This is a genomic window from Pseudomonas sp. GW821-FHT09C10 (assembly GCF_059418085.1).
In genome coordinates this window covers 137868-162738 of record NZ_JBWKPE010000016.1, presented here as the reverse complement: position 1 = coordinate 162738, position 24871 = coordinate 137868, and the positions used below count along the sequence as shown (strand labels likewise).

The window sequence follows — 24871 nt, the reverse complement described above, 5'->3', positions numbered from 1 at the left end:
CGTTCACTCGCGCAACTCACACACAGCACTGCCCTTCATACCGGAGGCATGCACGCTCACATGGCGCACGGAAAAACCGGGCTTGTCGACGAGTTTCCTCTCTTCCCAGGCCCCACCGCTGGCGACCTGATAACCAATGGCGCCGTCCACCTGCCAGGTCAGGCGCAACGTATACACACCGCGTTGGTCGGGGGCCCGATGGAAGAAGGTGTCGATGACCGGCCTGGCTTTGTTGAAGGTGCGCAGTTGGAACAAGCGCTGGTCGCTGTCGGCGGGCGTGTAGCTGGAAAGAAACAGGGTGTCGTCCTCGGCAGCGTCCTCGGCCGCCGCAAGAATCACCGACGGCACCCACTTTTCGCCGCGGTCCTGGTTGTCGGTGGTGACCTTGCAGGTCAACTGGCCTGTTCCGGTGACGTTCTGGCGCAGAACGGTTTCATACATCCCATAGGGCACGTCGAACGTCAGTGTTTTTTCGGTGACCTGGCCACAGCCTGCCAGCAGATACAACGCCGATAGTCCGATTGCTCCTTGAAGAACCTTCACGTGCTTTCCTTGGCTTGGGGGGAATGTGTGGAGAAAAGAGGGTACCCGGCCTGCTGATAAAAGATAAGGCGGTAATGGTGAATCGGTGCTTTCTGTGGGACGCGAGCTTACTCTGCACTGGCTGGTTTTGGGGCCGCTTCGCAGCCCAACGCGAGCAAGCTCGCTCACCACAGAGGAATGGGTGAGCCTTAGAGAGGCGCCTATACAGTTATGCCTGTTCGCCATCAATGCACTGAGTGATCCACTGTCGGCTATAGGCCAACACCCCATCCGCCATCGCCACCGGAAAATGAATAAACCCATGGGCCGACTCCGGCAGCAGGTGTGCTTCAGCACTGGGCCACCGCTCGGCAATCAGCAGCGTGTCATCCTTAAGCGGGTCCAATTCCCCGACAAACATCAACGCTGGGGGCAGCCCTTCAAAGTCGCCATACAACGGCGACAACGGCGGCTGTCGGCGTTCATCATCACTCAGCCCCGGCGTGAGCATGCGCAACGCTTCCACCATCCCCGGCCCGTCCAGCAGCAACGTTTCAGGCCCGGCCGCGCGTACGCTCGGTGTACCGGCCAGGTCATAAACGCCGTAATACAGCACCGCGCCGCTTATGCGCTTGAGCAGTTCCGGCCATTGCTTGAGCGCCAGCAATGTCGCCGCCGCCAGATGCCCACCGGCCGATTCACCGACGACGATCACCGGCAGCCCGGCAAACTCATCATCCGTGAGCAACCAACGTGCGGCGTTCAGGCAGTCTTCCATCAAGCCTTCAACCGGCGTATCCACCGCCAAGCGATAATCCACCGACACCACCGCCACGTCGCACGCCTGCAGCATGCCCAGGTTGAGGTCGTCATCCATCTGCGCATTGCCGATCACCCAGCCGCCGCCGTGGATATCCAGCACCACGCCCTTGGGCTTGCCGCTTGGCCGCAGGATGCGCACCGGGACGTCGGCGACCATCCGGCTTTCAGCCGGTATGGCACGCTTGAGCGTTTGACTGGCGCGCAACAGCGCCTGGATCAAACGCGGCGTAACGCGATTGCGGATCTTGAAGCGCGGCAGCCAGGCGAGCTTCTGATTGAAGCGGCGCATCTGCGCCAGTTCCGCCTCGTTGGCGGGCCACGGTTGGCGAGCCATCAGCGGTTATTACGCAGGATCGAAAAATTCAAAGCGGCCGCCACACACAGCCACGCCAGGTACGGGAACAGGATCAGGCCGGTGATCAGGTCCAGGCGCACGGCCAGCACCACCATCGCCGCCACGGTGATCCACAGCAACACGATGATCACCATCCCGGCCAGCAGGCGATGCGCGCCGAAAAATACCGGCGTCCACAGGGTATTCAGGGCAATTTGCGCAGCCCACAGCGCCAGCACCATTTGACTGCCGGGGATCAGGCTCAAGCGATAGCCGGCCCAGGCCAGCAGCAGGTAGATGATCGTCCAGGCCACCGGGAACAGCCAATTGGGTGGGGTGAAGCTGGGTTTGACGAGGGATTCATACCAGGCGCCGGGTTTGAAAATGACGCCGGTACTGGCGGCGGCGGCGCAGGCAAGCAGGAAGATAAAGAAGGTCATCGTCTGTCCTTGGCGGGAGTGATTTGAAGCTTGGACGTGCGACACCTACCTAAAAGTTCAGCGCCAATTCATTCCGGCATCTCCAACCCGACAATCCTCAGCCAGGGCCACCGCGCCTGATAACTGCGCGCCTTCTGCTCAAACAACGTCTGCTCCGGATGCAGTGGATTAATCCGCAAAATCCCCAACTCCACATCCTCCAACCCATACGGCGCATACACGTCGCCCGTGGCAACCTCCAAGCCGATGCACGTACCGGCCACCAGATAACGGTCGACCCCGTCGCGCGCCGACTGCAACTGCGGGTAAGGCCGACCAAAGCGCTGAGCGTACCAAAGGTGCACCCGCGCCTGGTTCTTGACCTCGACATTCACGCCCAGGTCTTTGAACAGTTCATCCGCCGCACGAATCACCGCGTCTTCCGCCTCGTAGGACAGGTCGGTGTCGAAGTAAAAAACGTCGTAATCCTTCACGCCCTGATCAGCCGGCAGATTCGCCTGATGATTCCACACCGCCTGGAACAGGCAACCCGCGGTGAGCATGCACTGGTCCACACCTAGGTCAGGCAGGCGCGCGGTGATTTCGGCGTTGATGGGGTTGGCCATGGCCAGTTCGAGCAGGGTGTCGACGGTCAATGTCATGGTGGCTCCTTCATCATCGGTACGGTCCTGGGGAGCAACGGTACAACATTGAGCGCTAGCGCCGCTTCTTCACGTCATCAAAATTCGCTAAGGTGCCGCGATGCCCTGCCCTCACCGAGACCGCCCGCCTTGGCCCACTCCCCCGCAGATCACCGCGAAAGCCCCTGGTCGGTGTTCCTGATTTTCCTGCGCCTGGGCCTTACCTCCTTTGGCGGCCCGATTGCGCACCTGGGTTATTTCCGGGACGCGTTCGTGACCCGGCGGCGCTGGCTGAGCGAGCGCAGTTACGCGGATTTGGTCGCGCTGTGCCAATTCCTGCCCGGCCCCGCCAGCAGCCAGGTCGGCATCGCCCTCGGCCTGTCGCGCGCGGGGTACGGCGGCGCATTGGCGGCGTGGCTCGGGTTTACCTTGCCGTCCGCCGTGGTGCTGATCCTGTTGGCCTTGGGCATCACCCGGCACAGCACCGCCATCCCTCCCGGCGCGTTGCATGGCCTTAAAGTGGTGGCCGTCGCCGTGGTCGCCCAGGCCGTGTGGGGCATGGCGCGCAACCTGTGCACCGACGCCCCGCGCGTGGCCGTGATGCTGCTCGCCGCTTGCGTGGCCCTGCTGCAAACATCGGCGTGGGGCCAGGTCGGCGTGATCCTCGTCGCGGGCATGGCCGGCCTGCTGCTGTTCAAGCCCACACCGCCCACCGCGCACGACGCCCTGCCCGTGACCATCAGCCGTCGCACCGGGGCGCTATGGCTGTCGCTGTTTGTGCTGTTGCTGGCCAGCCTGCCGATTCTCGCCCAGTGGATGCCCAACCCAACCCTGGCCGTGACTGACGCCTTCTACCGCACCGGCGCGCTGGTATTCGGCGGCGGCCACGTGGTGCTGCCCTTGCTGCAAGCCGAAGTCGTGCCCCGCCACTGGGTGAGCAACGACGTGTTGCTCGCCGGCTACGGCGCCGCCCAAGCCATGCCCGGCCCGTTGTTCACCTTCGCCGCCTTCCTCGGCGCCTCGATGACCCAAGCGCCGAACGGCTGGCTCGGTGGCCTGCTCTGCCTACTGGCGATCTTCACACCGTCGTTTTTACTGGTGCTGGGCGCACTGCCCTTCTGGGAAAGCCTGCGCCGCAGCCCGCGCACCCAAGCCGCGCTGGCGGGTGTGAACGCAGCGGTGGTCGGCCTGTTGCTGGCGGCGCTGTACCAACCGGTGTGGACCAGCGCCATCTTCACCGCCTGGGACGTCGCCCTGGCGCTGATTGGCCTGGTGGCGCTGATGGTGTGGAAACTGCCACCGTGGCTGGTGGTTGTAGGAAGCGGCGCGACGGGATGGTTATTAAGTCTTACGGTGTGAGCCGCCCAGCCACCGTGCCTTGCTCCCTTGCCTACGCTTGCGTCAGAATCCGCCGGCTTGTGCGCTGGGATGGCCGTCTCTAAGGTGGCTCGGTCGCTGAATCTCTCGGTGATCGGGTTTAGTAGCCTGAGTTGGGTATCAAAAAAGTGCATGAGCGTCATCAGTCAGACATTGCGTCTGTGCTTGATGGTGGCTGTGCGTAGGGCGCCTCCGGGCGCGCCGGCTTTGATATCCACCGGTCTACTAACCTGCGTACAGCTGCCACCTTTTTGTTTAGTAGCGGCGAGGTGACGGCCCACATCTGGATATCGTTATGTATCAAGTCAAACCTGATTCAACCGCTCTCTTCAGCGTCTCACCCGACGCCAGCAACGAAACCCTCATCACCAACAGCTACGAAACCTTCGCCTCAGTCAGCATACTGCTGCTCGACTTGTCCGAAGACCTATGCGGCAAACACCGCGACATCGCCCTCGCTATCCACCAACTGAGCGAGCTGGGCGTACTCCTCACTGCCAAATTGCTCGACCGCGAAGCGCCCTGCTCCGGTTAATGCCTAGCCCTTCAATTCACTAGAACGATTACTCGCCGCGTCGTCATAGGCCACATACAACGACTCGGCGATTTGGCTCTTGATGGCTTTGGTGGATTCCAGACCGAGCACAAAACCTTCAGCCTTGCCGCCAGCGCGGTTGAGTTCTTCATGGGTGGCGGCGCCGGTGATGGCGTCGAGAAGCTTGGCGGCGTGAGGGCCTACGCCTTTGGGGAGGGAGATTTGGTCGATGGACATTGCGATACCTTTAAAAGTTGAGTCGGTAGCGCGTGCAACCACTGCCGGGGGTGGCATGGTAGACCGGTTGGCTTAGAAAGGGGGGGGCTTTCGACCAGAAGCGGATGCTCCCGAGCGCAACGGTCGCTAACCGGCCCAGAGTGTGTAAAAAACTCTGGGCCATTAGTTGTCACTCGACGCGACTCGATAATTCCCACCCGACGGTGCATCATCGCGCTCGCCACGTTCCCGTTGCGGTATAGAAGCCAACGGCGCAAAACCTGCCCGTTCGCAAAAACGAGCCTTTTGAAATGGACGTCATCCCATGTTCGAACGTAACAAACTGGTACCGGAGTTAATGGTCACCAACCTGGATAGCAGCTTGGCTTTTTGGGTTTCTCGTCTGGGCTTCAAAGTAGCTTATCAACGCCTGGAAGATGGATTTGCATACCTTGATTTGAAGGGTGCTCAAGTCATGCTTGAGCAGGTTGATTCGGGTGCGGGTCAATGGCTGACTGCGCCGTTGACCAAGCCGTTTGGAAGAGGCATCAACCTGCAGATTGATGTTGAGGCTGTTGCACCCATTATCCAAAAACTTGATCAGGCTGGCTGTGCTCTCTATCGAGAATGCAAAGACACTTGGTATCGGGCTGACAATGTAGAAGTAGGCCAGCGCGAATTCATCGTCCAGGATCCCGACGGTTATCTTGTAAGGTTGGTAGAGCGATTGGGTGAGCGACCGACTTGCTCAATCTGAATCTGAACCGACTGTCAGCTACGGGTCGTTTGCTCCCCATAGCTACCGGTTAGCTCGCTCGAAAGCTGCCCTCCGGTAAGCGAGTAATCAAAACAGGTTCAAGTAACCCGGAAGCGATCCTGACCTTCACTGCATGCCTACCGTAATTATGGTCCCCGACCAACCCACCACGGCGTAATTTTCCCTGCTGGGCGCGATGTACCATCGCCATCAACGCCTACATGAGCCAGCACATGCGCCGCTGGTTCGCAGCGCCGAACGCGGTTAAACCTGTTGTAGCAAGGCATCTATGTACGGCGCGTGAGCATCGCTACACTGCCCGTCCACACCTCACGAACGGATTCGAAATTGCGCCGGTTTGTCGTTCCTTTGGTTGCGCTGCTCCTAGGCTATCTGACCTATCTTTTGTTAAGGCGTGCGGGCTTTTGCGCATAGCATTGAAGCGCAAGCTACCCAGAAATGAAGAGGTTATGCGCGCCCAGCTTGGGCACGAAGAAAAGGCCCTTTCGCCAGGCCAACTGGCCGAGCGTGCAGTAAGCAGACCAACACCAAACCAAGCCTTCAAACCGCTGCCTGGCGCTATGGGCCAAGAAGCATGCGGCAGCTGCAGCGAACTGACCTAAGCACGCGCTCCCCCCTGTGGCGAGTGAGCTTGCTCCCTTTGGGCTGCGCAGCAGCCCCCCAACCATTCGCAGCACAGATGAACCACAGAGCCTGGCCACCCTGTTCCACTGCCTGTGCTTTCTCAGAATCCGTCGAATTATCCAGACAACATGCACATTCGCCCCTAAGCGGGTGTTCCAATTACGGCATGGAAATCCTGTACTCCGCGAGCTTGGCCTTGTTCTCCTGCTCGAGGTACTTCTTGTCGACGATCTGCGAGAACTTCATGAAGTCGGCCTTGGCGTCTTCCCTGTTGCCCAAATGGTCGTACGCGATCCCGCGCGCATAATAGGCCCAGGCGTAGTCCGGCTGGCGCTGAAGGCCGGTACTGAATGCTTCGGCGGCCTCCCGGTACTGACCCAGGTCTGTCAGTGCGAGGCCCAGATGATAGTAGGTCGGCATATTGAAGCCGGTCCCCTTTCCTGCTTCTCCCATTCCGTTGTCAAGGTTGTACTGCACGAGCTCAAGGGCTTTTTTCGGGTTACCAGCGGCGCGATACATGGCGCTCAAGTCCAGGTAGGCGCGCGGCTCAGGCTTGACCACCAGTTGCATGGATTTCTCCTTGGCGGCCAAGGCTTCGGGAAAGCGCTTGAGGTTGAGGTAGGCGTCGGCCTGCACCGCATAAATCAAACTATGCAGCGAGGCAGGCAGCGTAGCTTTCTGCAGGCACAGATCACCTTCCTGCAGCACCAGAGGATAGTTTTCGGCTTTGGACGCCTTTAACTGGTTGGCGCAGTGGGCAAGGTTGGCTTTTTGCGGGTTCTGCATCCCTGCACAACCGGTGAGGAGGGCGGAGCAGGCAATCAGTGCGAGCCAGCGAGTATTCATGATCAGCATCCTTGTCAGTCGAGCAGATGAGCGTTGAGGTCAGGGCGATAGACCTGCAGGAGCGGCGCGGTCACGGTGCCTTGCAGCGAGCAGAACACGGTGGTGTGTCCCACGAGCGACGGTGACGTGTCGCCCGCGTCGACCATCAACACGCGGTCTACGAAACCAAACGGCGTAGCGACGCCAGGACCGGTCAGCCCTTCGGTGCGCCATTGGCCGATCGGGTCACCGACACGGCGGATTTCGGCGCGGGTAATGGCTTTGCCCTGACTGACAAAACGGGCGTTATCAACGATCAGCGGCTTGAGCTTTGCAGCCACCTCTTGCGGCGAGCCATCGGCTACAAAACCCCAGAACAGAAAATTGCCGACGTCCTTGATGGTTTGGGCCTGGTTGTAATAGCCGACCATACGCACGCCATTAACGATCAGGGGCGTTTCGAAGTGTTGGTAAGTGCCACCTTCCTGCAGCGGGCTCATGATGGTCGGTGCCTTGACCGAACCGTAGTCACTCAGGCGCAAGGTACCTGCTGGCAAGCGCGCATCGCGCAGGCTCTCAAAGAAATGCGCATCGCAACGAGAGAACTCGGTCAGCAGCTGTTCGGGCGTGGTGACGGTACGGGCGTGGGCAGTGCAGGCGACGGCGAGCAATGCAACGCCGGAAAAAAGAGAGCGGAACATTAAAATCATCCGTGAAGTGGGAACAAAATCTGTCGGCGGGTGAGTGGGAAACTTTAGCAATACGGGCCTGCCGGAGAATACCCGTGTGCCGCTGGCCCGGCCCTGTCCGGCATAAGCTATCCTGCGCTGCGACATGCACCGCCTGTCACAGACTTTCGAGCAACCTTAAAAACGGCGCACCAGGAGAGCTGCATGTTGATCGGCCATCGCTTCGAGCGCACCGCCCAGGGTGACCTGCACATCCACTCGCGCAACCGGGTGCAAAGCGCATTCGTGCTGCTGACCGGCGCAATGGCCTTCATCCTGCCGCTGGCCTTCGTCGTGCTGGGGTTCAGCGCTGAAAATGCGTCGATGGCAGACCTGGACCCACTCTCGTCGCTGCTGATCGTGCTCGGGCTGCTGCTGATTCCTGCCCTTGGCCTGCTGCTGATGGTGTACACCGGCACCCGCGAGACCTTGCTGTTATCGCGGCACAACGGTGAAGGCACGCGCCGCACCCGTAATTTTTTCGGCCGCCGCGAACGGGTGCAGTCGGTGTTCAGCATCAATGCCCCCCATGCCCTCGAACTTCGCCGCCGCCCACAGGCCGAGCCGGTCTATACCCAGCTGTGGCTGGTGATGCGCGATGGCAGCGAGCAGCGTTTGACCACCGACAACGTGCCGGTAGTGCCGGGCAGTCAACGCACCGACAGGTGGCTGCGTGAGCTGGCCGACTACCTGAACGTGCCGGTGCCCACCGAGGTCGTGGTCGATTCGGCGGCCAGGGCAACCGCCGCCTATAGGCCCGCTCCCGCCCGCGCCAGAGCGGCGAAGGGGGTCAAGCCGAAGGGGAAAGAGCTCAACTCTTCACACGAATCGAGCGAGAAACTCGGCCTTCCCGCCCGCGCCCTGCTCACCCTGCTGGGTGCGTTCCTGGCGGTGCTGGAGTTGACTCACGTGATCGCATTGATGCGTGCGCTGTTGACCGGACGGCTGCGGGTCAGCGGGCTTCGAACGGGGTCGACAAGTTTTTACTGGGCTGAGCAACCGATGGTTTTTTCATTCAACCTGCTTGTCGGCATCGCCGAGGTGCTGATTATCGGGTTGATCGCCTGGGGTTGCCTGCGCACGGCGATACTGGGCCGGCTGAAAGCCAATCCCAGATGAGTACTGCCACCCACTTGCGCACGCTGCTATTCTCAGGCGTTTCCCCCCTGCAGAATCTCCATGCCCCTGACCCATCGCGAAACCGCCCGCCTCGACCGCCGTCTCATCGCCGCCCTCACCGACGCTTGCGAAACCGCCAAGACTGAAATCCCCGGCTTCGACTGGCTGACCCACACCGTCGACTACAGCGCCTTCCCCCAAAGCCTGCGGGTGATCTGGGTGTTCGACAGCCGCGCCCGCAAGGAACACGCCCTCTCGACCGGGGCAGACACACGCATGCGTGAGCTGACCGCCGCTGCACTCAACGACGCCGACGTGCACGGCGCGCCCATGGGGCGCTGCGTACACTTCGACTCCGAGGAAGAATGCCGCCTGCGCCATGACGGCGATTGGCGCGTGCGCCTGGCCAAGGTGCATACGGCCAAGGTGTGAGTGCGCATCTTCCTGGCGCCGGTTGTACCAATGGGCAGGGCATCTGCGGGCTTTCGCGATGGTCGCTGCACGGCTGCATTTTTACCCCACCAGGCAGGTCACGCCTGCGTACTGAACCGCTGCACTCCACGCCGCTCATACATCGCCGCTTCCGTCGCTTGCGTCGCCCGCTCGCCTTTGTATTGCAGTTGTTGGATAAAAGTCCGGTCCTTGGCCCCCTTGATGTCCGACGGGTCGTGATCCGTGAGTAGAGGCGCCAGATCAAGGGTCTTGGCGAAGTTTTCGTTGGTCAGGCTGTAATAGCCCAGGCCCGACCAGACCGAATCGGCGTCCACCGTGTCGATGGCGGCATTCCGGTAGGCAACGGCTGCGGTTTTCAGACCAAGGGATTGATTGAGCAAATCCGTCAGCCGCTGGGTATCCGAGCGGCTGAGCTGGCTGGCCGAATCCAGCACTTTCAGGCGGCCATCGGCTTCGACGGTGAAGCCGTATTTTTTGCCGGCCAAGTCGGGAGCGGTGGCCGACAGCGCTGACTCGAATGACTTGAAGGAAGCCTTCAGCGTACTGAACGCCCCGTTGAAGATTTCAGCGCGGCGAGGAAAGTCTCGCGACTGGGTCCGACCGACCCAGGTGTCGACCACCTCCAGCGGTTCCAAGGGGGCGCTGGCTGATCCACTGGGATGGTAGACGGCCGCCGGGGCGGCGTTGGCCAACGCGTCTTTCGCGGCGTCCGTCAGGGGCTGGGCCACGAGTTTCTGCTCGGAAGGTGTAAGACTGGTGTTGGCCGGCGGGAGATAGGCAGCGCTGACGAAAAGAGCCATTTCATCGATCCTTGATTGGCGGTTCATACAGGTTATCGCCGGAAATCGGCCGAGCTTTAGACGACCAACTTGCAGGATCGTACAAGCCAGGCGCCTCGTGGCCTCGATAGTCTGGCCGTCTTACCTACCAGAGGATGGATCATGGCTACCTCACAGCACTCGGCACAACCGGTAAACCTCGCGCAAAAGGCATCGCTCATCGACGCGCAGTGGAGCCCCAGGGTCGTCGCCGAAATGAACGACTACCAGTTCAAGGTGGTGCGCATCGAAGGGGAGTTCATCTGGCACTCGCACCCGGAAACCGACGAAGCATTCCTGGTGCTGGAAGGGACGCTGCGTATCGATCTGCCGGAAGGCCCGGTGTACGTGGCGGCGGGCGAGCTGTATGTGGTCCCGCGTGGCGTTGAACATCGGACTGCCGCCGAGGGTGAGGCGAAGCTGATGATGATCGAACCGCGAGGCATTCTGAATACCGGTCATGAAGGCGGTGAACGTACTGCAACAAACGATCTTTGGATCTGAAAAAATCGCGCGCCTCATGGGGCTCGGTCATTGAGTCGAGCCTTTAGCGGGTAATTTCTGGATAATGCCCAGCTCCCGCCCCCGATACGGACATCCCGCTCGATGAAGTTGCCCACCGCTGCCGCCCTCCTCCTCGCCTCTGCGCTGCTGCCTTCCATCGCCCACGCCGACGACGCCGCGCTGACCGATACACTCAAGGCCTTCACCCGCTGCGACGCGACGTTCTTCAGCCGCCTGAACAGCCATCGCGACGCCTGGCAGGCCTACGCGCCGCTCAAGCAGGAAAAAGACTTCTCGTGGATCGCGGTGGTCAACCGTGCAGACCGCAAGGCCAACGCGGTGCCGGTCAGCACGCCGCCGATCGCCGGCTTGAAGCTGTTGTCGTACGCCGACGAGGCCACCGACCTCGGCAATCTGGGGCTCTACTATTACTGGGGCTTTGTTGTGCAAGGCAACATCGACGAGGTTGCCCAACGCCTTGCCCCGCTGCTCGACCAACCGGCTCGCCTGCAAAAAGGCGACGGCGCCTACATCCGTAGCGAGCTCAAGGTCGGCGACCGCTGGCAGGCCATCAAGCCACGGCCCGGCGTCGCGCCCGGCACCCGCGAAGTCGAGCGCGTGCTGCTGGTAGAGCCGGAGGGCAGCGACGGCACGCAATCGCGCATCAGTTGTTCGTTGCAGGGTGGTGTCGATGCGGCGCTGCTGGCCTGGTCGCGTCCGGACATCCAACCGGTGGACTACCCGCGCACCGTCGTAGAGCCGAGCATCAACGACGTCGCCGTCCCCGCCAGCGTGCTCCAGCGCCTCGACTCGGCCCTGCTGCAGCCGAAGTTCAAGACGTTGAACTACACCTACCTGTCGAAAAAAAGCGATGGCAACAACGACAGCCCCACCTCGGTGACCTTCACGGCGGTGGGTGGCTTGCTGAACAAGAATGAGATCTACAGCGACACCTTCCATGTCGAGCGCCTGGTGCAGGCGGACCTGATCCAGTTGAAGTCGAAGATGAACGGCGTGGGCGACGGCCAGGTGCTGCTGACCCGCGAAGCCGAACTGAGCATTCCGAGCAGTTGGACGCCTGGCCAGACGCTGAGCGCCAACCTGCACATGGCGAACGTGCCCGGCAAACCGACCGATACCCCGCTCGAGACCTCCGTGAGCTGCAAGATAGGCCAGCGCTTCCCGGCCCGACAGGTGTTTGCCTCGTTGACCGGCGACGCCATTAAGCTTGAGTGCGAGCAAGGCGACTACAAGACCTCGCGCGCGTTTATCGAAGACCTGGGCATTGCCGTGACGCTGGCAACGACCTCGAGCAAAATGCGCTCGGCGTATGAATACACGGCGTTCGAGGTGGTGCGTTGATCGAAGGGACGTTTGCCAAGCAAACATCCCGCTGATTCAGGGCACTCTACGTTGCCGCAGCAGTCTGTTCCTACACACCCCATGCCCCGCGGAGTTCCCATGATCATTGTCCATCACCTCAACAACTCACGTTCGCAGCGCATTCTGTGGCTGCTGGAAGAGCTTGGCCTGCCGTACGAGATCAAGCGCTACCAGCGCGACCCGAAAACCAACCTTGCGCCGCCGGAGCTCAAGGCGATCAATGCGCTGGGTAAATCCCCGGTGATCGAAGACGGCGCCAACGTGGTGATCGAGTCCGGCGCCATCGTCGACTACCTGATCCGCCGGCATGGCGACGGTCGCCTGCAACCGGACCCGGCCACGGCCGCCTACGACCAGTACGTGCAATGGCTGCACTTCGCCGAAGGCTCGGCCATGCTGCCGCTGATGCTTAACCTGTATGTGGGCCGCCTGGGTGAAGCCGGTGCGCCGCTGCACCCGCGGATCGAATCGGAAGTGGCCAATTACCTCGGTTACCTCAACGAGGCACTGGCACACACGCCGTATCTGCTGGGGGATGATTTGAGCGGCGCGGACATCCAGATGAGCTTTATCGGCGAAATCGCCAAGGCCCAGGGCAAGCTGGCGGCGTACCCGCACCTGGCGGCGTGGGTGCAGCGTTTCCAGGCACGCCCGGCTTATCGCCAGGCGCTGGAACAGGGTGGGGAGTATGCGTTTGCCAAGTGAGTAGCTTGCCCTCGACTGCGTGACAGAGGCTAAGGCGCCGCCATCTGCCACAGCGAAGCGCCCACGCCGGTGATGCTCTCCCCCGCAATCAACCCCGCCGCTGCGGTAATCGCAAACCGCTCGGTGAGGCTCGGCCAGCGGCAGCTCACCAGCCAGGTGAGCACCGCACCCAGGGCCATCATCAGCGACACCGAAGCTGGCAGCACAAACGCCAGCCCCAACGCGGCAGCACTGGGCAGGTAGCGGGCGCGATGGGCGGGTAACAGGCTGTCGAGTACGCCCAGCAACACCCCGGCCAGCCCTGCGATACCGATCGCCCAGCGAATGCTCGCCGACAATGAATCCAGCCCATGGGTGAGGGTTTGCGCCACGGCTTTCCAGGTCGCGACCGCCGGCGCCGGCCATTCCTCGGTGAGCAACATCGAATGCGGATCAGGAATCAGCGCCAGGTACGCAAACACCCCGACGATGCTGCCAATGAAAATCCCCAGGATCTGCGCGATCACTTGCTTGTGAGGCGTGGCACCAATGGCCTTGCCGACCTTGAAGTCGTTCATCAGGTCGGTGCACTGCCCGGCCGAGCCGCCGGCGGTGTTGGCGCTCATCAGGTTGATCGGCACCTGCCCCGGCGCGACGATACCGAAGCTCAGCTGGGACAACTGCCCGATGGCGCCAATCGGCGGAATACCGGTGGCGCCCACCACACGGGCAGCGACGGCCGCCAGGCAGATCGCCAGGGGGATGGTCAGCAACGCCATCCACAGGTTGATGCCGAACAACAGCGCCTGCAGGCTCACCACCAATACGATCGACAGCACAAAACCAGCGGCCGGCCCGGGTTTGGGTACGCTCCAGGCTTGCCCGCCGGCGGACTTGGTCGAGGTGTATAACGCCCACAGACGAATCGTCAGCGACGCCAAGGTCGAGCACACCATCAGGCTCACTCCCGGCCACAGCAACCACTCCACCAACGCCGCAAATTGCGGGCCGCTGCTGCCGGCCGGCAAGCTCACCAGGCCTTGCGCCAGCAGCCACGGGCCCAGGCCGCCCCAGGCGAGCAAGGCGCCGAGCAGCAGGGTCAGGCCTACGCGAATGCCGATAATGCCGCCAAACCCCAGCAGCAACAGCGAAGGGTCGGCAGTGAAGGTCAGGCGCTCCAGCTGGGCGGATGGCGACCAACGCGGGAAGGCCCACATAAAGGTGTCTACCCACTTCACCAGCCCGGACAGCAACGCCGCACTGAGCAGCACCTTCAAGCGCGTCGCCGCTTCGCGCCCATGGTTGTAGATATGCAGCAGGGTTTCCAGGGTGGCCATGCCTTCAGGAAACTTCAGCGCCTTGTCATTGAGCAACGAAGGCCGCAGGTACCAGGCGATCCAGATGCCCAGGAAACTCACCGAGAACACCCAGGCGATCATCGGCAGCGCATCCAGCTGGTTACCGGTCAGCAGGGTATAGGCCGGGATCGGCGCCACCAGCCCACCGGAAATGATCGAAGCGGCGGCCGAGGCGACGGTCTGGTTGATATTGCTCTCATGCAGCGTCCACGGCAGCTGCTCCGACGACCGCCTCGCCAGGCCCTGCCAGATCGCATACCCCACCAGCAGGGCAATGATCGACATGTTGAACGACCAGCCGATCTTCAACCCGGCGTACACGTTCGAAGGGGTCAGCAGGATACCGAGCACGGTGCCGGTGATGACCGCGCGCAGGCTCAGTTCGCGTTCGACGGGGGGATGAAGGGGGACCATTGATGAGGTGGCATGCATGCGGATTCCTTTCGGCAGGGGAACAGGGCGACATAACAAGTGAGCCCCTTAAGGCCTGAAGGTTCCTATGCGGCAAGCGGACACCTTTTTATGGTGAGCGGGCTTCAACCACTGCGCCATCAATTACTCAATCAGAGCCATGCAGCATCCCATAACGAATAATCCCCTACCTGCGCCACCAATCCGGCCCGCAAAGGGTTGGCAATGATGTAGCGAGCCATCTTGCGAACATCATCCTCCGCGCGGACAGCCCTATCGTGATAACCGGGTTGCCAGACACGCTCCTTGCTTTGACGACGCCGGTTGATGGTCAGCGTGCTACGCGACTTCATACGCCGCACCACGTCGGGCAACGTCTTCTGCTTCAGCTCAAACAACCAGTGAATGTGGTCAGGCATGATGACCCAGGCCAGAGAGTCGACCAATCCCAGCTCATGAACCTGCCGGAATTCGGCAACCAGCAGACGACCCAGATAAAGGTCGGTGAATAGGCGCTGACGGTGATGCACGACAATGGTAATGAGGTAACTGCGCCCGTATTCAGAGTACCGGCCGTGACGCAGGCGATGGGATTGGGGTGTGGGGCGCATTCCGTTGCTCCTGGGGACCGTCCTGAAGAGCATTAACACTAGCGCGCCGTAGCTGGCGAGCCAGGGTCATCGGGTGACTGAATGTATCCGCCTGGAGTGACCTGGCTTTTTTGTGGTGAGCGGGCTTGCCCCGCGCCGGGCTGCGAAGCGGCCCCAAAAGCTGTTATCAGGATTTACCTGGAAAAACGCGGTGCTCTTGATGGGGCCGCTTCGCGGCCCAGCGCGGGGCAAGCCCGCTCACCACAAAAAGTCCACTCACCACTACACGTGTGCCCCATCACAAAAGATCATCCCATTACAGAAAACCTGTCATCGGGTGCCTGAATGTATCCGGCCTGGAGTGACCTGGCTTTTTGTGGTGAGCGGGCTTGCCCCGCGCTGGGCTGCGAAGCGGCCCCAAAAGCTGTGATCAGGATTCACCTGGAAAAACGCGGTGTTCTTGATGGGGCCGCTTCGCGGCCCAGCGCGGGGCAAGCCCGCTCACCACAGAAGCCCGCTCACCACAAAAAGTCCGCTCACCACTAAGCGTGCGTAAAACCCATTCCCCCGGCCACCTCGCCATCGGCTTGTGCCTTGTCCAACAGTTGCTGCACCCACGGCGCGTTCCGGGGATTGACCACGCCATAGCGGTCCGGCGGGAAAAACGCCCAGTGATGGGCGATTGCTGTAAGGCGCTTGAGCTCATCGGCCGCCAGCCAATACCCGGTGTCCAGCAAGGGCAGCGGTTCGCCGTCGAAACGTCGGCCCAGCATCAGGTTGGTGCCGGGAGCGAAGGTAAAGGCCAGGTCCTGGCAGGGTTGCAGTTGTTTGTCCGGTGCCGGCATGTGGCCGACTCGGTTGTACGTGAAGTCGCCGGGGTATTCGTCCTTGAATACCAGCCAGTGGCCCGCCGTGGTCTTGGCGACGATCCACTGCGACACCCCGCTGCTCTGGGTGCGTTCGAGCTCGCCGTTTTTCCATTGCGTCAGGGCGTTGCAGTCGGGATCGTAGTCCGAGGCCCACAGGCTGGTGCCCGACACCAGCCTGTGGCGCTCCAGCTCGACCACGCCCTGGTCCGGCATGGCCTGCCAGTAGCGCTTGATGGGATCGCGGGTATCACGCAGGTAGTTGCGCAGCCCCCAGGCCGCCGTAAAGACCACCGCCGCCAACACCTGCCAGGCAAACGTGTCGCCGATGACACGGTCTACGTCCAGCCCTGGCGCGAACGCGGCCCCGTACAGCCACACGCCCAGCATGAACACCAGGCTGGGCAGGAACACACCAAAGCACAGCGGCGGCAGCAGCACTTCGATCCAACTGAAGTGATGCCCGGCTGCATGCTCCCGCGCCCAGGCCTGCTCCTGGGCGAGCATGGGTGCCTGTTCGCGCGAGCCGATGCCGGGATCGGGGGCCTTGAAGCGCCAGTAAAGTGCCACGGGGTCGTTATTCATGCAGCGCATCATGCCCTTGGCGCGGGCAGAGATACAGCGCCCCGACCGCCGATAAAACAATCATTGCCGAGATTCGCCCACAGTCATACGATGACTGATCACACCCATAACAATAAAGGATCACCCGTGAACAAACCCCTGCTCCTGGCCGCCGCCGTTGTCTGCGGCTTCAGTGCCCACGCCCACGCCGCCACGTTTGCGTATATCTCCAGCCCCGGTGACGGGCTGATTTCCCAGTACCGCCTCGACGAAAGCAATGGCGCCCTGAGCCTGGTCGAGCAAGTGACGGCCGGCGATCAGGTCAACCCCATGGCCCTCAGTCCCGACGGCAAGACCTTGTTCGCGGCCCTGCGGGTCAAACCGTTTCAGGTCCAGGGCTTCAGCATCGACCCGACAACCGGCCGCCTGACGCCGCAGTCCAAGGCGCCGCTGGCCGAAAGCATGGCGTACCTGGCCACCGACCGCGCCGGGCGCTATTTGCTCGCGGCGTCCTACGGTGCCGACACCCTCAGCGTCCAGCCCATCGTCAAGCCCGACCCCATCCGCACCTACAAAACCGGCCTGCATGCCCACTCGCTGCGCACCGACCCCAGCAATCGCTTTGCCTACGCCGGCAACCTGGGCACGGACCATGTGCTGCAATACCGCTTCGACGCCGCCACCGGCGCACTCACCCCGATCGGCAGCGGCTTCGTGAGCGTGCCGGCCAATACCGGGCCTCGGCACCTGGCGTTTTCGGCCAACGGCAAGTACCTGTATGTGGTCGGTGAAATGAGCGGCACCGTCACCGCGTTTGCCATCGATGACGGCACCGGTGCGCTGACGCAGATCGGCGTGGCCAATGGCATTCCCGAGCGTTTGAAACTGGCCCATGGTGAAGTGCGTGACGCGCGCAACAATGACCTGAAAGACGACCCGACGCCGCGCATCTGGGCGGCCGACCTGCGCCTGTCGCCGGACGGCAGGCTGTTGCTGATGAGCGAGCGCACCAGCAGTTCGGTGTCGGCGTTTGCGGTGGATACCGCCACCGGCGGCCTGCGCTATGTCGACAACTACCCGGTCGAGGAGAAGCAGCCGCGCAATATCGCGTTCTCCCCCAACGGGCATTGGCTGCTGGTGACCGGCGAGAAAAGCGACAAGGTCGGCACCTATGCAGTCAGCGCCAGCGGTGCGTTGAAGCGGGTGGGGGAAGCGGCGTCGGGCAAGGGGGCGCTGTGGATTGAGGTGCTGCATACCTCGGCCAACTGACCTGAACCTGTGTGATTATCCCTTGGGGAGGCTTGGACGAGGTATGACCCGCGTCCAGGCCTCAAATGTGTAAACGATGTCCCCGGTTTCAGATGTAAACGATGTCTACGGTTCTACACCCCCACAGGGTTGGATCTTGAGGGTGTACAGGCCTCAGCTCAGGCGAAACCGTGCGGTGTTATCACTCAACGCCTGGCTGCCCTTGCTCAAGGTGTCCGCCGCACGGTTTACCGCGCGGGCGCCGTCCAGCAGGCGCCCGGCGGCCTGGTCGACTTGCTGGATATTGCCGCTCACTTCGTCCGCCGTCGCCGCCTGCTCCTCCACCGCCGTGGCGATTTGCGCCAGGGTGTCGGTGACGTTCTGCACCGCGCCGGCTATCTCGCCCAGGCGCGTGCCCAGGCCGGTGACGGACTCGGCATCGGTCAACGCCTGCTCGCATGCGGCGCCCATCAGCGTCACCGCCTGGCTCACGGTGGCGCGCAGGCTGTCGACGGTGCCGGCGATCTGCGCCGTCGACGCCTGAGTGCGTTGCGACAGGCTGCGCACTTCATCGGCGACCACCGCAAACCCTCGGCCCTGCTCGCCTGCGCGGGCGGCTTCGATGGCTGCGTTGAGCGCCAGCAGGTTGGTCTGCTCGGCAATGCCGCGAATGGTGTCGACCACCGATTGAATCTGCTGGCCTTGCTGGCTGACCTGCTGCAAGGCGTCCGAGGTGTCGGTCAGGCGCTGGTTGAGCTGCTGGATGCTGGCGGTGGTACGCTGGCTGTCGCGGCTGCTGTCTTCGGCGATGCGCCGGGTCTGCTGGGCACTGCCCGAGGCCTGCTCGCAGCTGCGCGCGACGCCCATGGACGTGGCGGCCAACTGCGTGGCGGCGGCGGCGATCTGGCTGATCTGGTGCTGCTGGTCCTCGACTTCGCTGAGGGTGCTGCCCGATTGCGAATTAAGGGTGAGCACCGCCGAGCCGAGTTGCTGGGTTTCGTGATTGACGCCGAGCAGGCTGGTGCGCAATTGCACCACCGCGACGTTCAACGCGGTGCTGATCGCCGCGAGTTCGTCGCGCCCTTCCACCGCCACTTCCACGCACAGGTTGCCGTCGCGCAGGGACTCGGCCAACGTGGTAATGCCGCTGGCACTGCGACGGATGGAGGCTTGCAGGCACATGAACAGGTACAGCGCCGCCAGGGCCAACAGGCTGAATGTCGCCGCCATCGGGATGAATTGCTTGAGTGAACGGTCGTGGTAATAGCTCAGGCGCGCGTCCAGAGAGGTCAACGACTGCTTGCGCAGCGCGCCGAGGCTGCCGAGCATGGCGTCGACACTGCGGTCGAAGGCGGCGGTGTCGAGCTTGATGGTGCCGCCAAACACGCCGTCGTCGAGCACCTTGAGTTCGTTATCCAGCACTTGCAGGCTGTTGTCGTACTGTCCGGTCCAGGGTTCCATGCCCGCGAACTGCTTGGCCTTGAGCGAAGAGGCGGCCTTGGTCAACTGGTCGCGCGCATCGCCGATGCGGCTGCGCAAGTCGCGCATCTGCAAACGGCTCTGTAAGGTGAACTGTCCCGAAGAAATGGACGACTGCCCCACGCTGGCCATGCGACCGATGCGCTCGATCAGGTCGGGCGCGTGCTGGGTGCCCATCTGCATGAGCATGTAGGTTTCCAGCCACGGGTCGAGGATCAGCCCGGCGTCCAGGGCGATCTGTTCGCGCAGCGCCTGCATGGCCGTCAGCGCGGTGGTGAAGCGGTCGTAGCCGTCCGGCCACCACCCGACGGTGCGCAGCGATGACGAATCCATGCCCTTGACGGTGCCCTGCAACGCTTCGAAGCGGGCCATGACATCAGCGCTGGCGTTCTGGGTTTTCAACGCCTCGCCGAGGGCTTGCAGGCTTTGCAGGATCAGCGGGAAATTGGCATCGACGTTATCCATCGCCGCCTTCGCTTCCGGTGTCGGGGCGTGCAGGATGTCCGCCGCCTTCCAGCGCGCCGCCAGGTTACGTTGCGCCGTCAACTGGCCGTCCAGTGCATCCAGGGCCAACAGCTGGCGAACGCCGGACTGTTCGTTGGAAATCACGCTTAATTTGTCGCGATAGTCCTGGCCGATCATCCACAGGCTGCCCGCCAGGGGCAGCATGAACAGGAAGAACAGGATCTGGAACTTACGTGCGAAGCCGAAACGTCCGAGCAGGCGGATACCGGGTGATAAAAGGCTGTGCATGTCCACTCCCAAAAACAACCCACGCGTTAGACGGCAGGCGAAGCCTTGAAATGACTAACGGCAAAATGCCATGTCATTGATTAGGTTGGCACTAGCAAGATACGGGCCGCTGCTGCACAGCCCTGAAACAGGGCACGCGACGCGCCAATACGGCCCGAGGCGTGCTCGAAAATGGGGCGAAAGCACCCAGTTGCGACACAGGCATCGTCACCTGCGGAGACGACCACCCGAGGCGCGCACTGAAACGCCCTCAATCACCACAGCCTATCGGCCGCACACGGGAAGAACTTGAAGGGGATACGCCGGACTGTTCACGCCAGCAGCCGGGTAATCCACTGGACCTGCTCGGCGATGGCTTGCGCCTTCGCCTGCGGCACCCGCTGCCGAGCCTGTTCAAAGCCCGCCAGGGTACGTTTTTTCAGGCGCAACGCACGCTGCCACTTGGCGAGGAACGCCGGGCTGCGGGCCTGCAGGTGCATGGGGCCGAAGTACAGCTCCTCAGCGCTGTACACCACGGGTTCGGCGCGCTCGGCCATGATGATTTCATAGTAGAAGCGGTTTTCGTGCAGCAGCTCCTCACTGAGGATGCGGTAGCCGTTGCTCATCAACCAGTAGCGCAACGGCTGTTCGCCGCCGTTGGGTTGCAGGATCAGACGTTCGCGGCCGCTGAGGTGGGCCTTGCCGCTGTCGAGGATGTCGCGGATCGTCTCGCCGCCCATGCCGCAGACGCTGATCGCGGTGATCGCGTCCGCCGGCTCTATCGCCGCCAACCCATCGGCCAGGCGCACCGTGACGTGCTGCTCCAGGCCATTGTCGCGCACGGTGCGCTGCGCCGCGTGGAACGGCGTGCTCGCCACCTCGCCCGCCACCGCCGCCTCAATCACGCCACGGCGCATCAAGGCCACCGGCAGGTAGGCGTGGTCCGAGCCGATATCGGCCAGCCGCGCGCCCCTCGGCACCTGCGCGGCCACACGCTCCAGGCGCATGGACAAGGTGTGTTCGTTCAACCTGCGTTCCTTTTTATTCGCCGGAAAATCGATCCCGGCTGTTGGTCAGATGCAACACCATCGCCGCCCTTGCGGCATCCGGATCCTGGCGCTTGATCGCGTTGAAGATCGCCTCATGCTCCAGGTTCGCCAGTTGCCCGAGCTTGGCAAAGTCCGCCCCGCCGCGCTCGTCACCCTTCACCTGGGTACGCGGAATCATCGCATTGCCCAGGTGCTGCATGATCTCGGTGAAGAACGTGTTGCCGGTGGCTTCGGCGATCAACTGGTGAAAACGCTTGTCCTCTTCCACGCAGCTGTCGTTGTTGGCCAGCGAGGCCTGGTAGTCGTCGAGAGCGGCGCGCATGTGGGCCAGCTGCGTGTCGGACCTGCGCACGGCGGCCAGCGCCACCGCCTGCACTTCCAGGCCCAGGCGCAGCTCGAGCATGTTGCGCACGCTGGCGACGGTGTCCACATGCAGGCGCAAGCCTCGCTGGGCCTGTTGCGCCAGCACAAAGGTGCCGATGCCATGGCGCGTCTCCACCAGCCCCGAGGCTTGCAGCTTGGACAGGGCCTCGCGCACCACAGTCCGGCTCACCCCATGCTCGAGCACGATGGTGGATTCGGACGGCAGTTTTTCACCGGGCTTCAACTGCCCAAGCAGGATGCGCTGGGTCAGGGCGTCGAGCACGCCTTGGGCCAGGTTGTTGGAGCGTCTACGGACGGGAGGTCCACTGTCAATGGGCATCGTTGCGGGTCCACGGGGTTGGGCTGGAGGGAGCTTAACATCCCGATCGGGCACGAGGCGGGGTTGATTCAAAAGTCAGCCGACTTGTATGACAACCAATCTTAGCCCTGCCTTATCTCATCATCGTCACCCTGAAGAACTCGCGACAGCCAGCGCTCTTCAACGCGCCAAAAAACCCAATAAACATTAAGAAAATAACCAAAATACCCGATAACCGTACGGTCTTATAAGAACAAATCACTCACGACCGTATTGCGAACCTCAGAAACTCACTTGTATGATGTCTATCAACAAGACACGCAAACCCGCATAAAAACAATCAGGGGGAGTTTTGAATTGTGAACAATTCAAGCCATGCATCTGCCGCACCAGAAAGTGATCCGGTCCTCGCGCGCGCCGTGAGCAAAGTGAAGGGCCATGTGCTCCCACTGTTCGTGATCATGTTCATCCTCAACTACATCGACCGGGTCAATATCGGCTTTGTGCGCACGCACTTGGAACATGACCTGGGCATCGGCGCTGCCGCCTATGGCTTCGGTGCCGGGCTGTTCTTCATCGGCTACGCGCTCTTTGAAGTGCCCTCCAACATGCTGCTGCAAAAGGTCGGCGCGCGCATCTGGCTGACCCGCATCATGTTCACCTGGGGCATCGTCGCCACGCTGATGGCGTTCATCCAGAACGAAACCCACTTCTACATCCTGCGCTTCCTGCTGGGCGTGGCCGAAGCCGGCTTCTTCCCTGGGGTGATCTACTACTTCACGCGCTGGCTGCCGGGGGTTGAGCGCGGCAAGGCCATTGCGATTTTCCTCAGCGGCTCGGCGGTGGCCTCGCTGATCTCCGGCCCGCTGTCAGGCGCGCTGCTGCAGATCGAAGGGTTCGGCTTCCACGGCTGGCAATGGATGTTCGCCATCGAAGGCCTGGCCTCGGTGGTGATCGGTTTCTTTGTGTGGTTCTGGCTCGATTCCAAGCCCCACGACGCCAAATGGATGACCCGCGAAGAACAGGATGCGCTGGTCAACGCCATCGACCAGGAACAGCGCGAGCGTGAAGCCCTGACCAGCGTCAAGCCGACCCTCGGCAAGCTGCTCAGGGACCGTCAGATCCTGCTGTTCTGCGCCCTGTACTTCTGCATTCAACTGACGATCTACGCGGCGACGTTCTGGCTGCCGAGCATCATCAAGAAGATGGGTGACCTGAGCGATGTGCAGGTGGGTTTCTTCAACTCGATCCCGTGGCTGATCTCGATCATCGCCATGTACGCCTTCGCGACGCTGTCGGGCAAATTCAAGTTCCAGCAGGCCTGGGTTGCGGCTGCGCTGTTGATTGCCGCGGCGGGCATGTTCATGTCCACCACCGGCGGGCCGATCTTCGCGTTCGTGGCGATCTGCTTTGCGGCCATTGGGTTCAAGTCAGCGTCTTCGCTGTTCTGGCCCATCCCACAGGGCTACCTGGACGTGCGCATCGCTGCAGCCGTGATTGCCTTGATCAACTCCATCGGCAACCTGGGTGGCTTCGTTGCGCCGACCACCTTCGGCTTCCTGGAGCAGACCACCGGCTCGATCCAGGGCGGCCTCTACGGCCTGGCCGGCACCTCGGTGCTCGCCGCAATCCTGGTGTTCTTCGCCAAGACCTCGCCCGCTGCCGCATTGGCCTCTTCGGGCGCCGTGCCCACCGGCGCTGCCATCAGCAAATCTCTCTGAGCCTCTTTAGGAATTAGCCATGAATACTCCCGTCATCACCCACTTCCAGGTCATCCCGGTGGCCGGTCACGACAGCATGCTGCTCAACCTCAGCGGCGCCCACGGACCGTTTTTTACCCGCAACATCGTGATTCTCAAGGACAGCAGCGGCAACACCGGCGTCGGTGAAGTCCCCGGCGGCGAACGCATCCGCGAAACCCTGGAAGACGCGCGCAGCCTGGTGATCGGCCAACCCATCGGCCAGTACCAGCGCGTCCTCAACCAGATGCGCAGCACCTTTGCCTCACGGGATTCGGCGGGCCGTGGCCTGCAAACCTTTGACCTGCGCATCACCATCCATGCCGTCACCGCCATGGAAGCCGCCCTGCTCGACCTGCTGGGCCAGTTCCTCGAAGTGCCGGTGGCTGCCCTGCTCGGCGAAGGCCAGCAGCGTGATGCGGTGAAAATGCTCGGCTACCTGTTCTATGTCGGCGACCGCAGCGCCACCGACCTGGCTTACCGCAACGAAACCGACAGCGACGACGCGTGGTTCCGCCTGCGCCATGAAACCGCCCTGACCAGCGAGGCCGTGGTGCGCCTGGCCGAAGCCGCCAAGGCCAAGTACGGCTTCAACGACTTCAAGCTCAAAGGCGGCGTATTGAGTGGCGATGCAGAGATCGAAGCCGTCACCGCCCTGGCCGAACGCTTCCCCGATGCGCGCATCACCCTCGACCCCAACGGCGCCTGGTCATTGAAAGAAGCCATCCGCCTGTGCCGCGACCAGCACCACGTGCTCGCCTACGCCGAAGACCCATGCGGCGCCGAAAACGGTTACTCGGGGCGCGAAGTCATGGCTGAATTCCGCCGCGCCACCGGCCTGAAAACCGCCACCAACATGATCGCCACCGACTGGCGCGAAATGGGCCACGCGATCCAACTGCAATCGGTGGACATCCCCTTGGCCGACCCGCACTTCTGGACCCTGCAAGGCTCGGTGCGCGTGGCGCAGATGTGCCATGAGTGGGGCCTGACCTGGGGCTCGCACTCCAACAACCACTTCGATATTTCCCTGGCCATGTTCACCCAAGTGGCCGCCGCCGCCCCGGGCGACATCACCGCCATCGACACCCACTGGATCTGGCAGGACGGCCAACGCCTGACCCGCGAACCGCTGAAAATCGAAGGCGGCTATGTGAAAGTGCCGGCCAAGCCTGGCCTGGGCGTGGACATCGACATGGACGCCGTGGCCAAGGCCCACGAACTGTACAAAGGCATGGGCCTCGGCGCACGGGATGACAGCGTGGCGATGCAGTTCCTGATTCCGGGGTGGCGTTATAACAACAAGCAGCCTTGCCTGGTGCGCTGAAGCGCTGGGTTCCGGGGGCGGCTCGGTCTCCAGAACACCATCAA

General features: G+C 62.2%; 25 protein-coding genes. 11 read left to right on the top strand and 14 right to left on the bottom strand.

The genetic code is table 11. From position 1 onward, the window contains the following. Positions 1-3 precede the first annotated feature (3 nt). The 4 genes from AC07OT_RS26155 to AC07OT_RS26140 form a co-directional block, all read right to left on the bottom strand. Positions 4-543 carry a hypothetical protein gene (locus AC07OT_RS26155; RefSeq protein WP_495109436.1) on the bottom strand — a complete coding sequence of 180 codons (540 nt, stop codon included), beginning with the start codon at positions 541-543 and terminating at the stop codon, positions 4-6. A 208-nt stretch (positions 544-751) separates the two neighbouring features. After that, entirely contained in the window at positions 752-1678 is a 927-nt protein-coding gene (locus AC07OT_RS26150) for an alpha/beta hydrolase fold domain-containing protein (protein ID WP_495109435.1), read from the bottom strand. Further along, a complete protein-coding gene (gene tspO / locus AC07OT_RS26145; protein WP_065925072.1) occupies positions 1678-2118 on the bottom strand; it encodes a tryptophan-rich sensory protein TspO in 441 nt (146 codons plus the stop codon). Before tspO ends, AC07OT_RS26150 begins: the two co-directional genes overlap by 1 nt. 68 nt (positions 2119-2186) lie before the next feature. After that, positions 2187-2759 carry a nucleotidyltransferase family protein gene (locus AC07OT_RS26140; protein WP_141155602.1) on the bottom strand — a complete coding sequence of 191 codons (573 nt, stop codon included), beginning with the start codon at positions 2757-2759 and terminating at the stop codon, positions 2187-2189. Positions 2760-2888: 129 nt separating this feature from the next. Here AC07OT_RS26140 and chrA point away from each other — a divergent pair, with 129 nt between their 5' ends. Then, positions 2889-4097, top strand: a complete 1209-nt coding sequence (gene chrA / locus AC07OT_RS26135) for a chromate efflux transporter (protein ID WP_495109434.1) — start codon at positions 2889-2891, stop codon at positions 4095-4097. Between the two features lie 313 nt (positions 4098-4410). Further along, positions 4411-4650, top strand: a complete 240-nt coding sequence (locus tag AC07OT_RS26130) for a DUF6124 family protein (RefSeq protein ID WP_495109433.1) — start codon at positions 4411-4413, stop codon at positions 4648-4650. Between the two features lie 3 nt (positions 4651-4653). Here the strand turns inward: AC07OT_RS26130 and AC07OT_RS26125 are convergent, their stop codons facing one another. After that, the gene (locus AC07OT_RS26125) at positions 4654-4887 is read right to left on the bottom strand and encodes a hypothetical protein (protein WP_027604039.1); all 234 of its coding nucleotides are present in this window, start codon (positions 4885-4887) and stop codon (positions 4654-4656) included. Positions 4888-5191: 304 nt separating this feature from the next. On the opposite strand from AC07OT_RS26125, the gene AC07OT_RS26120 reads away from it, so the two are divergent. After that, positions 5192-5623 (top strand): bleomycin resistance protein, encoded by a 432-nt coding sequence (locus tag AC07OT_RS26120; RefSeq protein WP_330216249.1) that lies wholly within the window; start codon positions 5192-5194, stop codon positions 5621-5623. Positions 5624-6427: 804 nt separating this feature from the next. Here the strand turns inward: AC07OT_RS26120 and AC07OT_RS26115 are convergent. Together AC07OT_RS26115 and AC07OT_RS26110 are read right to left on the bottom strand one after the other, a co-directional pair. Beyond that, on the bottom strand, positions 6428-7114 hold the full coding sequence (locus AC07OT_RS26115; protein WP_495109432.1) for a tetratricopeptide repeat protein: 687 nt from the start codon (positions 7112-7114) through the stop codon (positions 6428-6430). Positions 7115-7128: 14 nt separating this feature from the next. Continuing rightward, positions 7129-7794, bottom strand: coding sequence for a hypothetical protein (locus AC07OT_RS26110; protein ID WP_141155606.1), 666 nt, complete (start codon positions 7792-7794; stop codon positions 7129-7131). Between the two features lie 192 nt (positions 7795-7986). Between AC07OT_RS26110 and AC07OT_RS26105 the strand changes: the two genes are divergently transcribed. Both AC07OT_RS26105 and AC07OT_RS26100 read left to right on the top strand, forming a co-directional pair. Beyond that, on the top strand, positions 7987-8940 hold the full coding sequence (locus AC07OT_RS26105; RefSeq protein WP_495109431.1) for a hypothetical protein: 954 nt from the start codon (positions 7987-7989) through the stop codon (positions 8938-8940). 60 nt (positions 8941-9000) lie between these two features. Then, positions 9001-9372 (top strand): hypothetical protein, encoded by a 372-nt coding sequence (locus AC07OT_RS26100; RefSeq protein ID WP_495109430.1) that lies wholly within the window; start codon positions 9001-9003, stop codon positions 9370-9372. A 98-nt stretch (positions 9373-9470) separates the two neighbouring features. On the opposite strand, the gene AC07OT_RS26095 is transcribed toward AC07OT_RS26100, so the two are convergent. Further along, entirely contained in the window at positions 9471-10193 is a 723-nt protein-coding gene (locus tag AC07OT_RS26095; protein WP_495109429.1) for a hypothetical protein, read from the bottom strand. 141 nt (positions 10194-10334) lie between these two features. On the opposite strand from AC07OT_RS26095, the gene AC07OT_RS26090 reads away from it, so the two are divergent. The 3 genes from AC07OT_RS26090 (at position 10335) to AC07OT_RS26080 (ending at position 12803) form a co-directional block, all read left to right on the top strand. Next, the gene (locus tag AC07OT_RS26090) at positions 10335-10715 is read left to right on the top strand and encodes a cupin domain-containing protein (protein WP_027604035.1); all 381 of its coding nucleotides are present in this window, start codon (positions 10335-10337) and stop codon (positions 10713-10715) included. A gap of 102 nt (positions 10716-10817) precedes the next feature. Next, entirely contained in the window at positions 10818-12077 is a 1260-nt protein-coding gene (locus AC07OT_RS26085) for a hypothetical protein (RefSeq protein ID WP_495109428.1), read from the top strand. A 99-nt stretch (positions 12078-12176) separates the two neighbouring features. Continuing rightward, positions 12177-12803 carry a glutathione S-transferase family protein gene (locus AC07OT_RS26080; protein WP_495109427.1) on the top strand — a complete coding sequence of 209 codons (627 nt, stop codon included), beginning with the start codon at positions 12177-12179 and terminating at the stop codon, positions 12801-12803. Positions 12804-12832: 29 nt separating this feature from the next. Here the strand turns inward: AC07OT_RS26080 and AC07OT_RS26075 are convergent, their stop codons facing one another. The 3 genes from AC07OT_RS26075 to AC07OT_RS26065 all read right to left on the bottom strand — a co-directional run bounded on the left by AC07OT_RS26075 (position 12833) and on the right by AC07OT_RS26065 (position 16592). Further along, positions 12833-14572 carry an OPT family oligopeptide transporter gene (locus tag AC07OT_RS26075; protein WP_495109426.1) on the bottom strand — a complete coding sequence of 580 codons (1740 nt, stop codon included), beginning with the start codon at positions 14570-14572 and terminating at the stop codon, positions 12833-12835. 131 nt (positions 14573-14703) lie between these two features. Further along, entirely contained in the window at positions 14704-15162 is a 459-nt protein-coding gene (locus tag AC07OT_RS26070; protein ID WP_495109425.1) for an REP-associated tyrosine transposase, read from the bottom strand. Between the two features lie 521 nt (positions 15163-15683). Further along, positions 15684-16592 carry a hypothetical protein gene (locus tag AC07OT_RS26065; protein WP_495109424.1) on the bottom strand — a complete coding sequence of 303 codons (909 nt, stop codon included), beginning with the start codon at positions 16590-16592 and terminating at the stop codon, positions 15684-15686. A 126-nt stretch (positions 16593-16718) separates the two neighbouring features. Between AC07OT_RS26065 and AC07OT_RS26060 the strand changes: the two genes are divergently transcribed. Then, entirely contained in the window at positions 16719-17840 is a 1122-nt protein-coding gene (locus AC07OT_RS26060; RefSeq protein ID WP_495109423.1) for a lactonase family protein, read from the top strand. A 153-nt stretch (positions 17841-17993) separates the two neighbouring features. Here AC07OT_RS26060 and AC07OT_RS26055 read toward each other — a convergent pair whose 3' ends face one another. From AC07OT_RS26055 to AC07OT_RS26045, 3 genes are all read right to left on the bottom strand, one after another. After that, positions 17994-20051, bottom strand: a complete 2058-nt coding sequence (locus AC07OT_RS26055) for a methyl-accepting chemotaxis protein (RefSeq protein WP_495109422.1) — start codon at positions 20049-20051, stop codon at positions 17994-17996. Between the two features lie 311 nt (positions 20052-20362). Next, the gene (locus tag AC07OT_RS26050) at positions 20363-21058 is read right to left on the bottom strand and encodes a tRNA (adenine(22)-N(1))-methyltransferase (protein ID WP_495109421.1); all 696 of its coding nucleotides are present in this window, start codon (positions 21056-21058) and stop codon (positions 20363-20365) included. 13 nt (positions 21059-21071) lie between these two features. Then, on the bottom strand, positions 21072-21782 hold the full coding sequence (locus tag AC07OT_RS26045; protein WP_495109420.1) for a FadR/GntR family transcriptional regulator: 711 nt from the start codon (positions 21780-21782) through the stop codon (positions 21072-21074). A gap of 338 nt (positions 21783-22120) precedes the next feature. Between AC07OT_RS26045 and AC07OT_RS26040 the strand changes: the two genes are divergently transcribed. Together AC07OT_RS26040 and gudD are read left to right on the top strand one after the other, a co-directional pair. After that, positions 22121-23482: an MFS transporter gene (locus AC07OT_RS26040; RefSeq protein WP_495109419.1), complete on the top strand. Its 1362-nt coding sequence runs from the start codon at positions 22121-22123 to the stop codon at positions 23480-23482. A 19-nt stretch (positions 23483-23501) separates the two neighbouring features. Further along, positions 23502-24827, top strand: coding sequence for a glucarate dehydratase (gudD, locus tag AC07OT_RS26035; RefSeq protein WP_495109418.1), 1326 nt, complete (start codon positions 23502-23504; stop codon positions 24825-24827). Positions 24828-24871: the final 44 nt, after the last annotated feature.

Bases quoted from the DNA above. Each gene is read 5' to 3' on its own strand.
- AC07OT_RS26150 (WP_495109435.1), bottom strand. From the start codon at position 1,678: ATGGCTCGCCAACCGTGGCCCGCCAACGAGGCGGAACTGGCGCAGATG.
- tspO (WP_065925072.1), bottom strand. From the start codon at position 2,118: ATGACCTTCTTTATCTTCCTGCTTGCCTGCGCCGCCGCCGCCAGTACC.
- AC07OT_RS26140 (WP_141155602.1), bottom strand. From the start codon at position 2,759: ATGACATTGACCGTCGACACCCTGCTCGAACTGGCCATGGCCAACCCC.
- AC07OT_RS26130 (WP_495109433.1), top strand. From the start codon at position 4,411: ATGTATCAAGTCAAACCTGATTCAACCGCTCTCTTCAGCGTCTCACCC.
- AC07OT_RS26125 (WP_027604039.1), bottom strand. From the start codon at position 4,887: ATGTCCATCGACCAAATCTCCCTCCCCAAAGGCGTAGGCCCTCACGCC.
- AC07OT_RS26120 (WP_330216249.1), top strand. From the start codon at position 5,192: ATGTTCGAACGTAACAAACTGGTACCGGAGTTAATGGTCACCAACCTG.
- AC07OT_RS26115 (WP_495109432.1), bottom strand. From the start codon at position 7,114: ATGAATACTCGCTGGCTCGCACTGATTGCCTGCTCCGCCCTCCTCACC.
- AC07OT_RS26110 (WP_141155606.1), bottom strand. From the start codon at position 7,794: ATGTTCCGCTCTCTTTTTTCCGGCGTTGCATTGCTCGCCGTCGCCTGC.
- AC07OT_RS26105 (WP_495109431.1), top strand. From the start codon at position 7,987: ATGTTGATCGGCCATCGCTTCGAGCGCACCGCCCAGGGTGACCTGCAC.
- AC07OT_RS26100 (WP_495109430.1), top strand. From the start codon at position 9,001: ATGCCCCTGACCCATCGCGAAACCGCCCGCCTCGACCGCCGTCTCATC.
- AC07OT_RS26095 (WP_495109429.1), bottom strand. From the start codon at position 10,193: ATGGCTCTTTTCGTCAGCGCTGCCTATCTCCCGCCGGCCAACACCAGT.
- AC07OT_RS26090 (WP_027604035.1), top strand. From the start codon at position 10,335: ATGGCTACCTCACAGCACTCGGCACAACCGGTAAACCTCGCGCAAAAG.
- AC07OT_RS26085 (WP_495109428.1), top strand. From the start codon at position 10,818: ATGAAGTTGCCCACCGCTGCCGCCCTCCTCCTCGCCTCTGCGCTGCTG.
- AC07OT_RS26080 (WP_495109427.1), top strand. From the start codon at position 12,177: ATGATCATTGTCCATCACCTCAACAACTCACGTTCGCAGCGCATTCTG.
- AC07OT_RS26075 (WP_495109426.1), bottom strand. From the start codon at position 14,572: ATGCATGCCACCTCATCAATGGTCCCCCTTCATCCCCCCGTCGAACGC.
- AC07OT_RS26070 (WP_495109425.1), bottom strand. From the start codon at position 15,162: ATGCGCCCCACACCCCAATCCCATCGCCTGCGTCACGGCCGGTACTCT.
- AC07OT_RS26065 (WP_495109424.1), bottom strand. From the start codon at position 16,592: ATGAATAACGACCCCGTGGCACTTTACTGGCGCTTCAAGGCCCCCGAT.
- AC07OT_RS26055 (WP_495109422.1), bottom strand. From the start codon at position 20,051: ATGCACAGCCTTTTATCACCCGGTATCCGCCTGCTCGGACGTTTCGGC.
- AC07OT_RS26045 (WP_495109420.1), bottom strand. From the start codon at position 21,782: ATGCCCATTGACAGTGGACCTCCCGTCCGTAGACGCTCCAACAACCTG.
- gudD (WP_495109418.1), top strand. From the start codon at position 23,502: ATGAATACTCCCGTCATCACCCACTTCCAGGTCATCCCGGTGGCCGGT.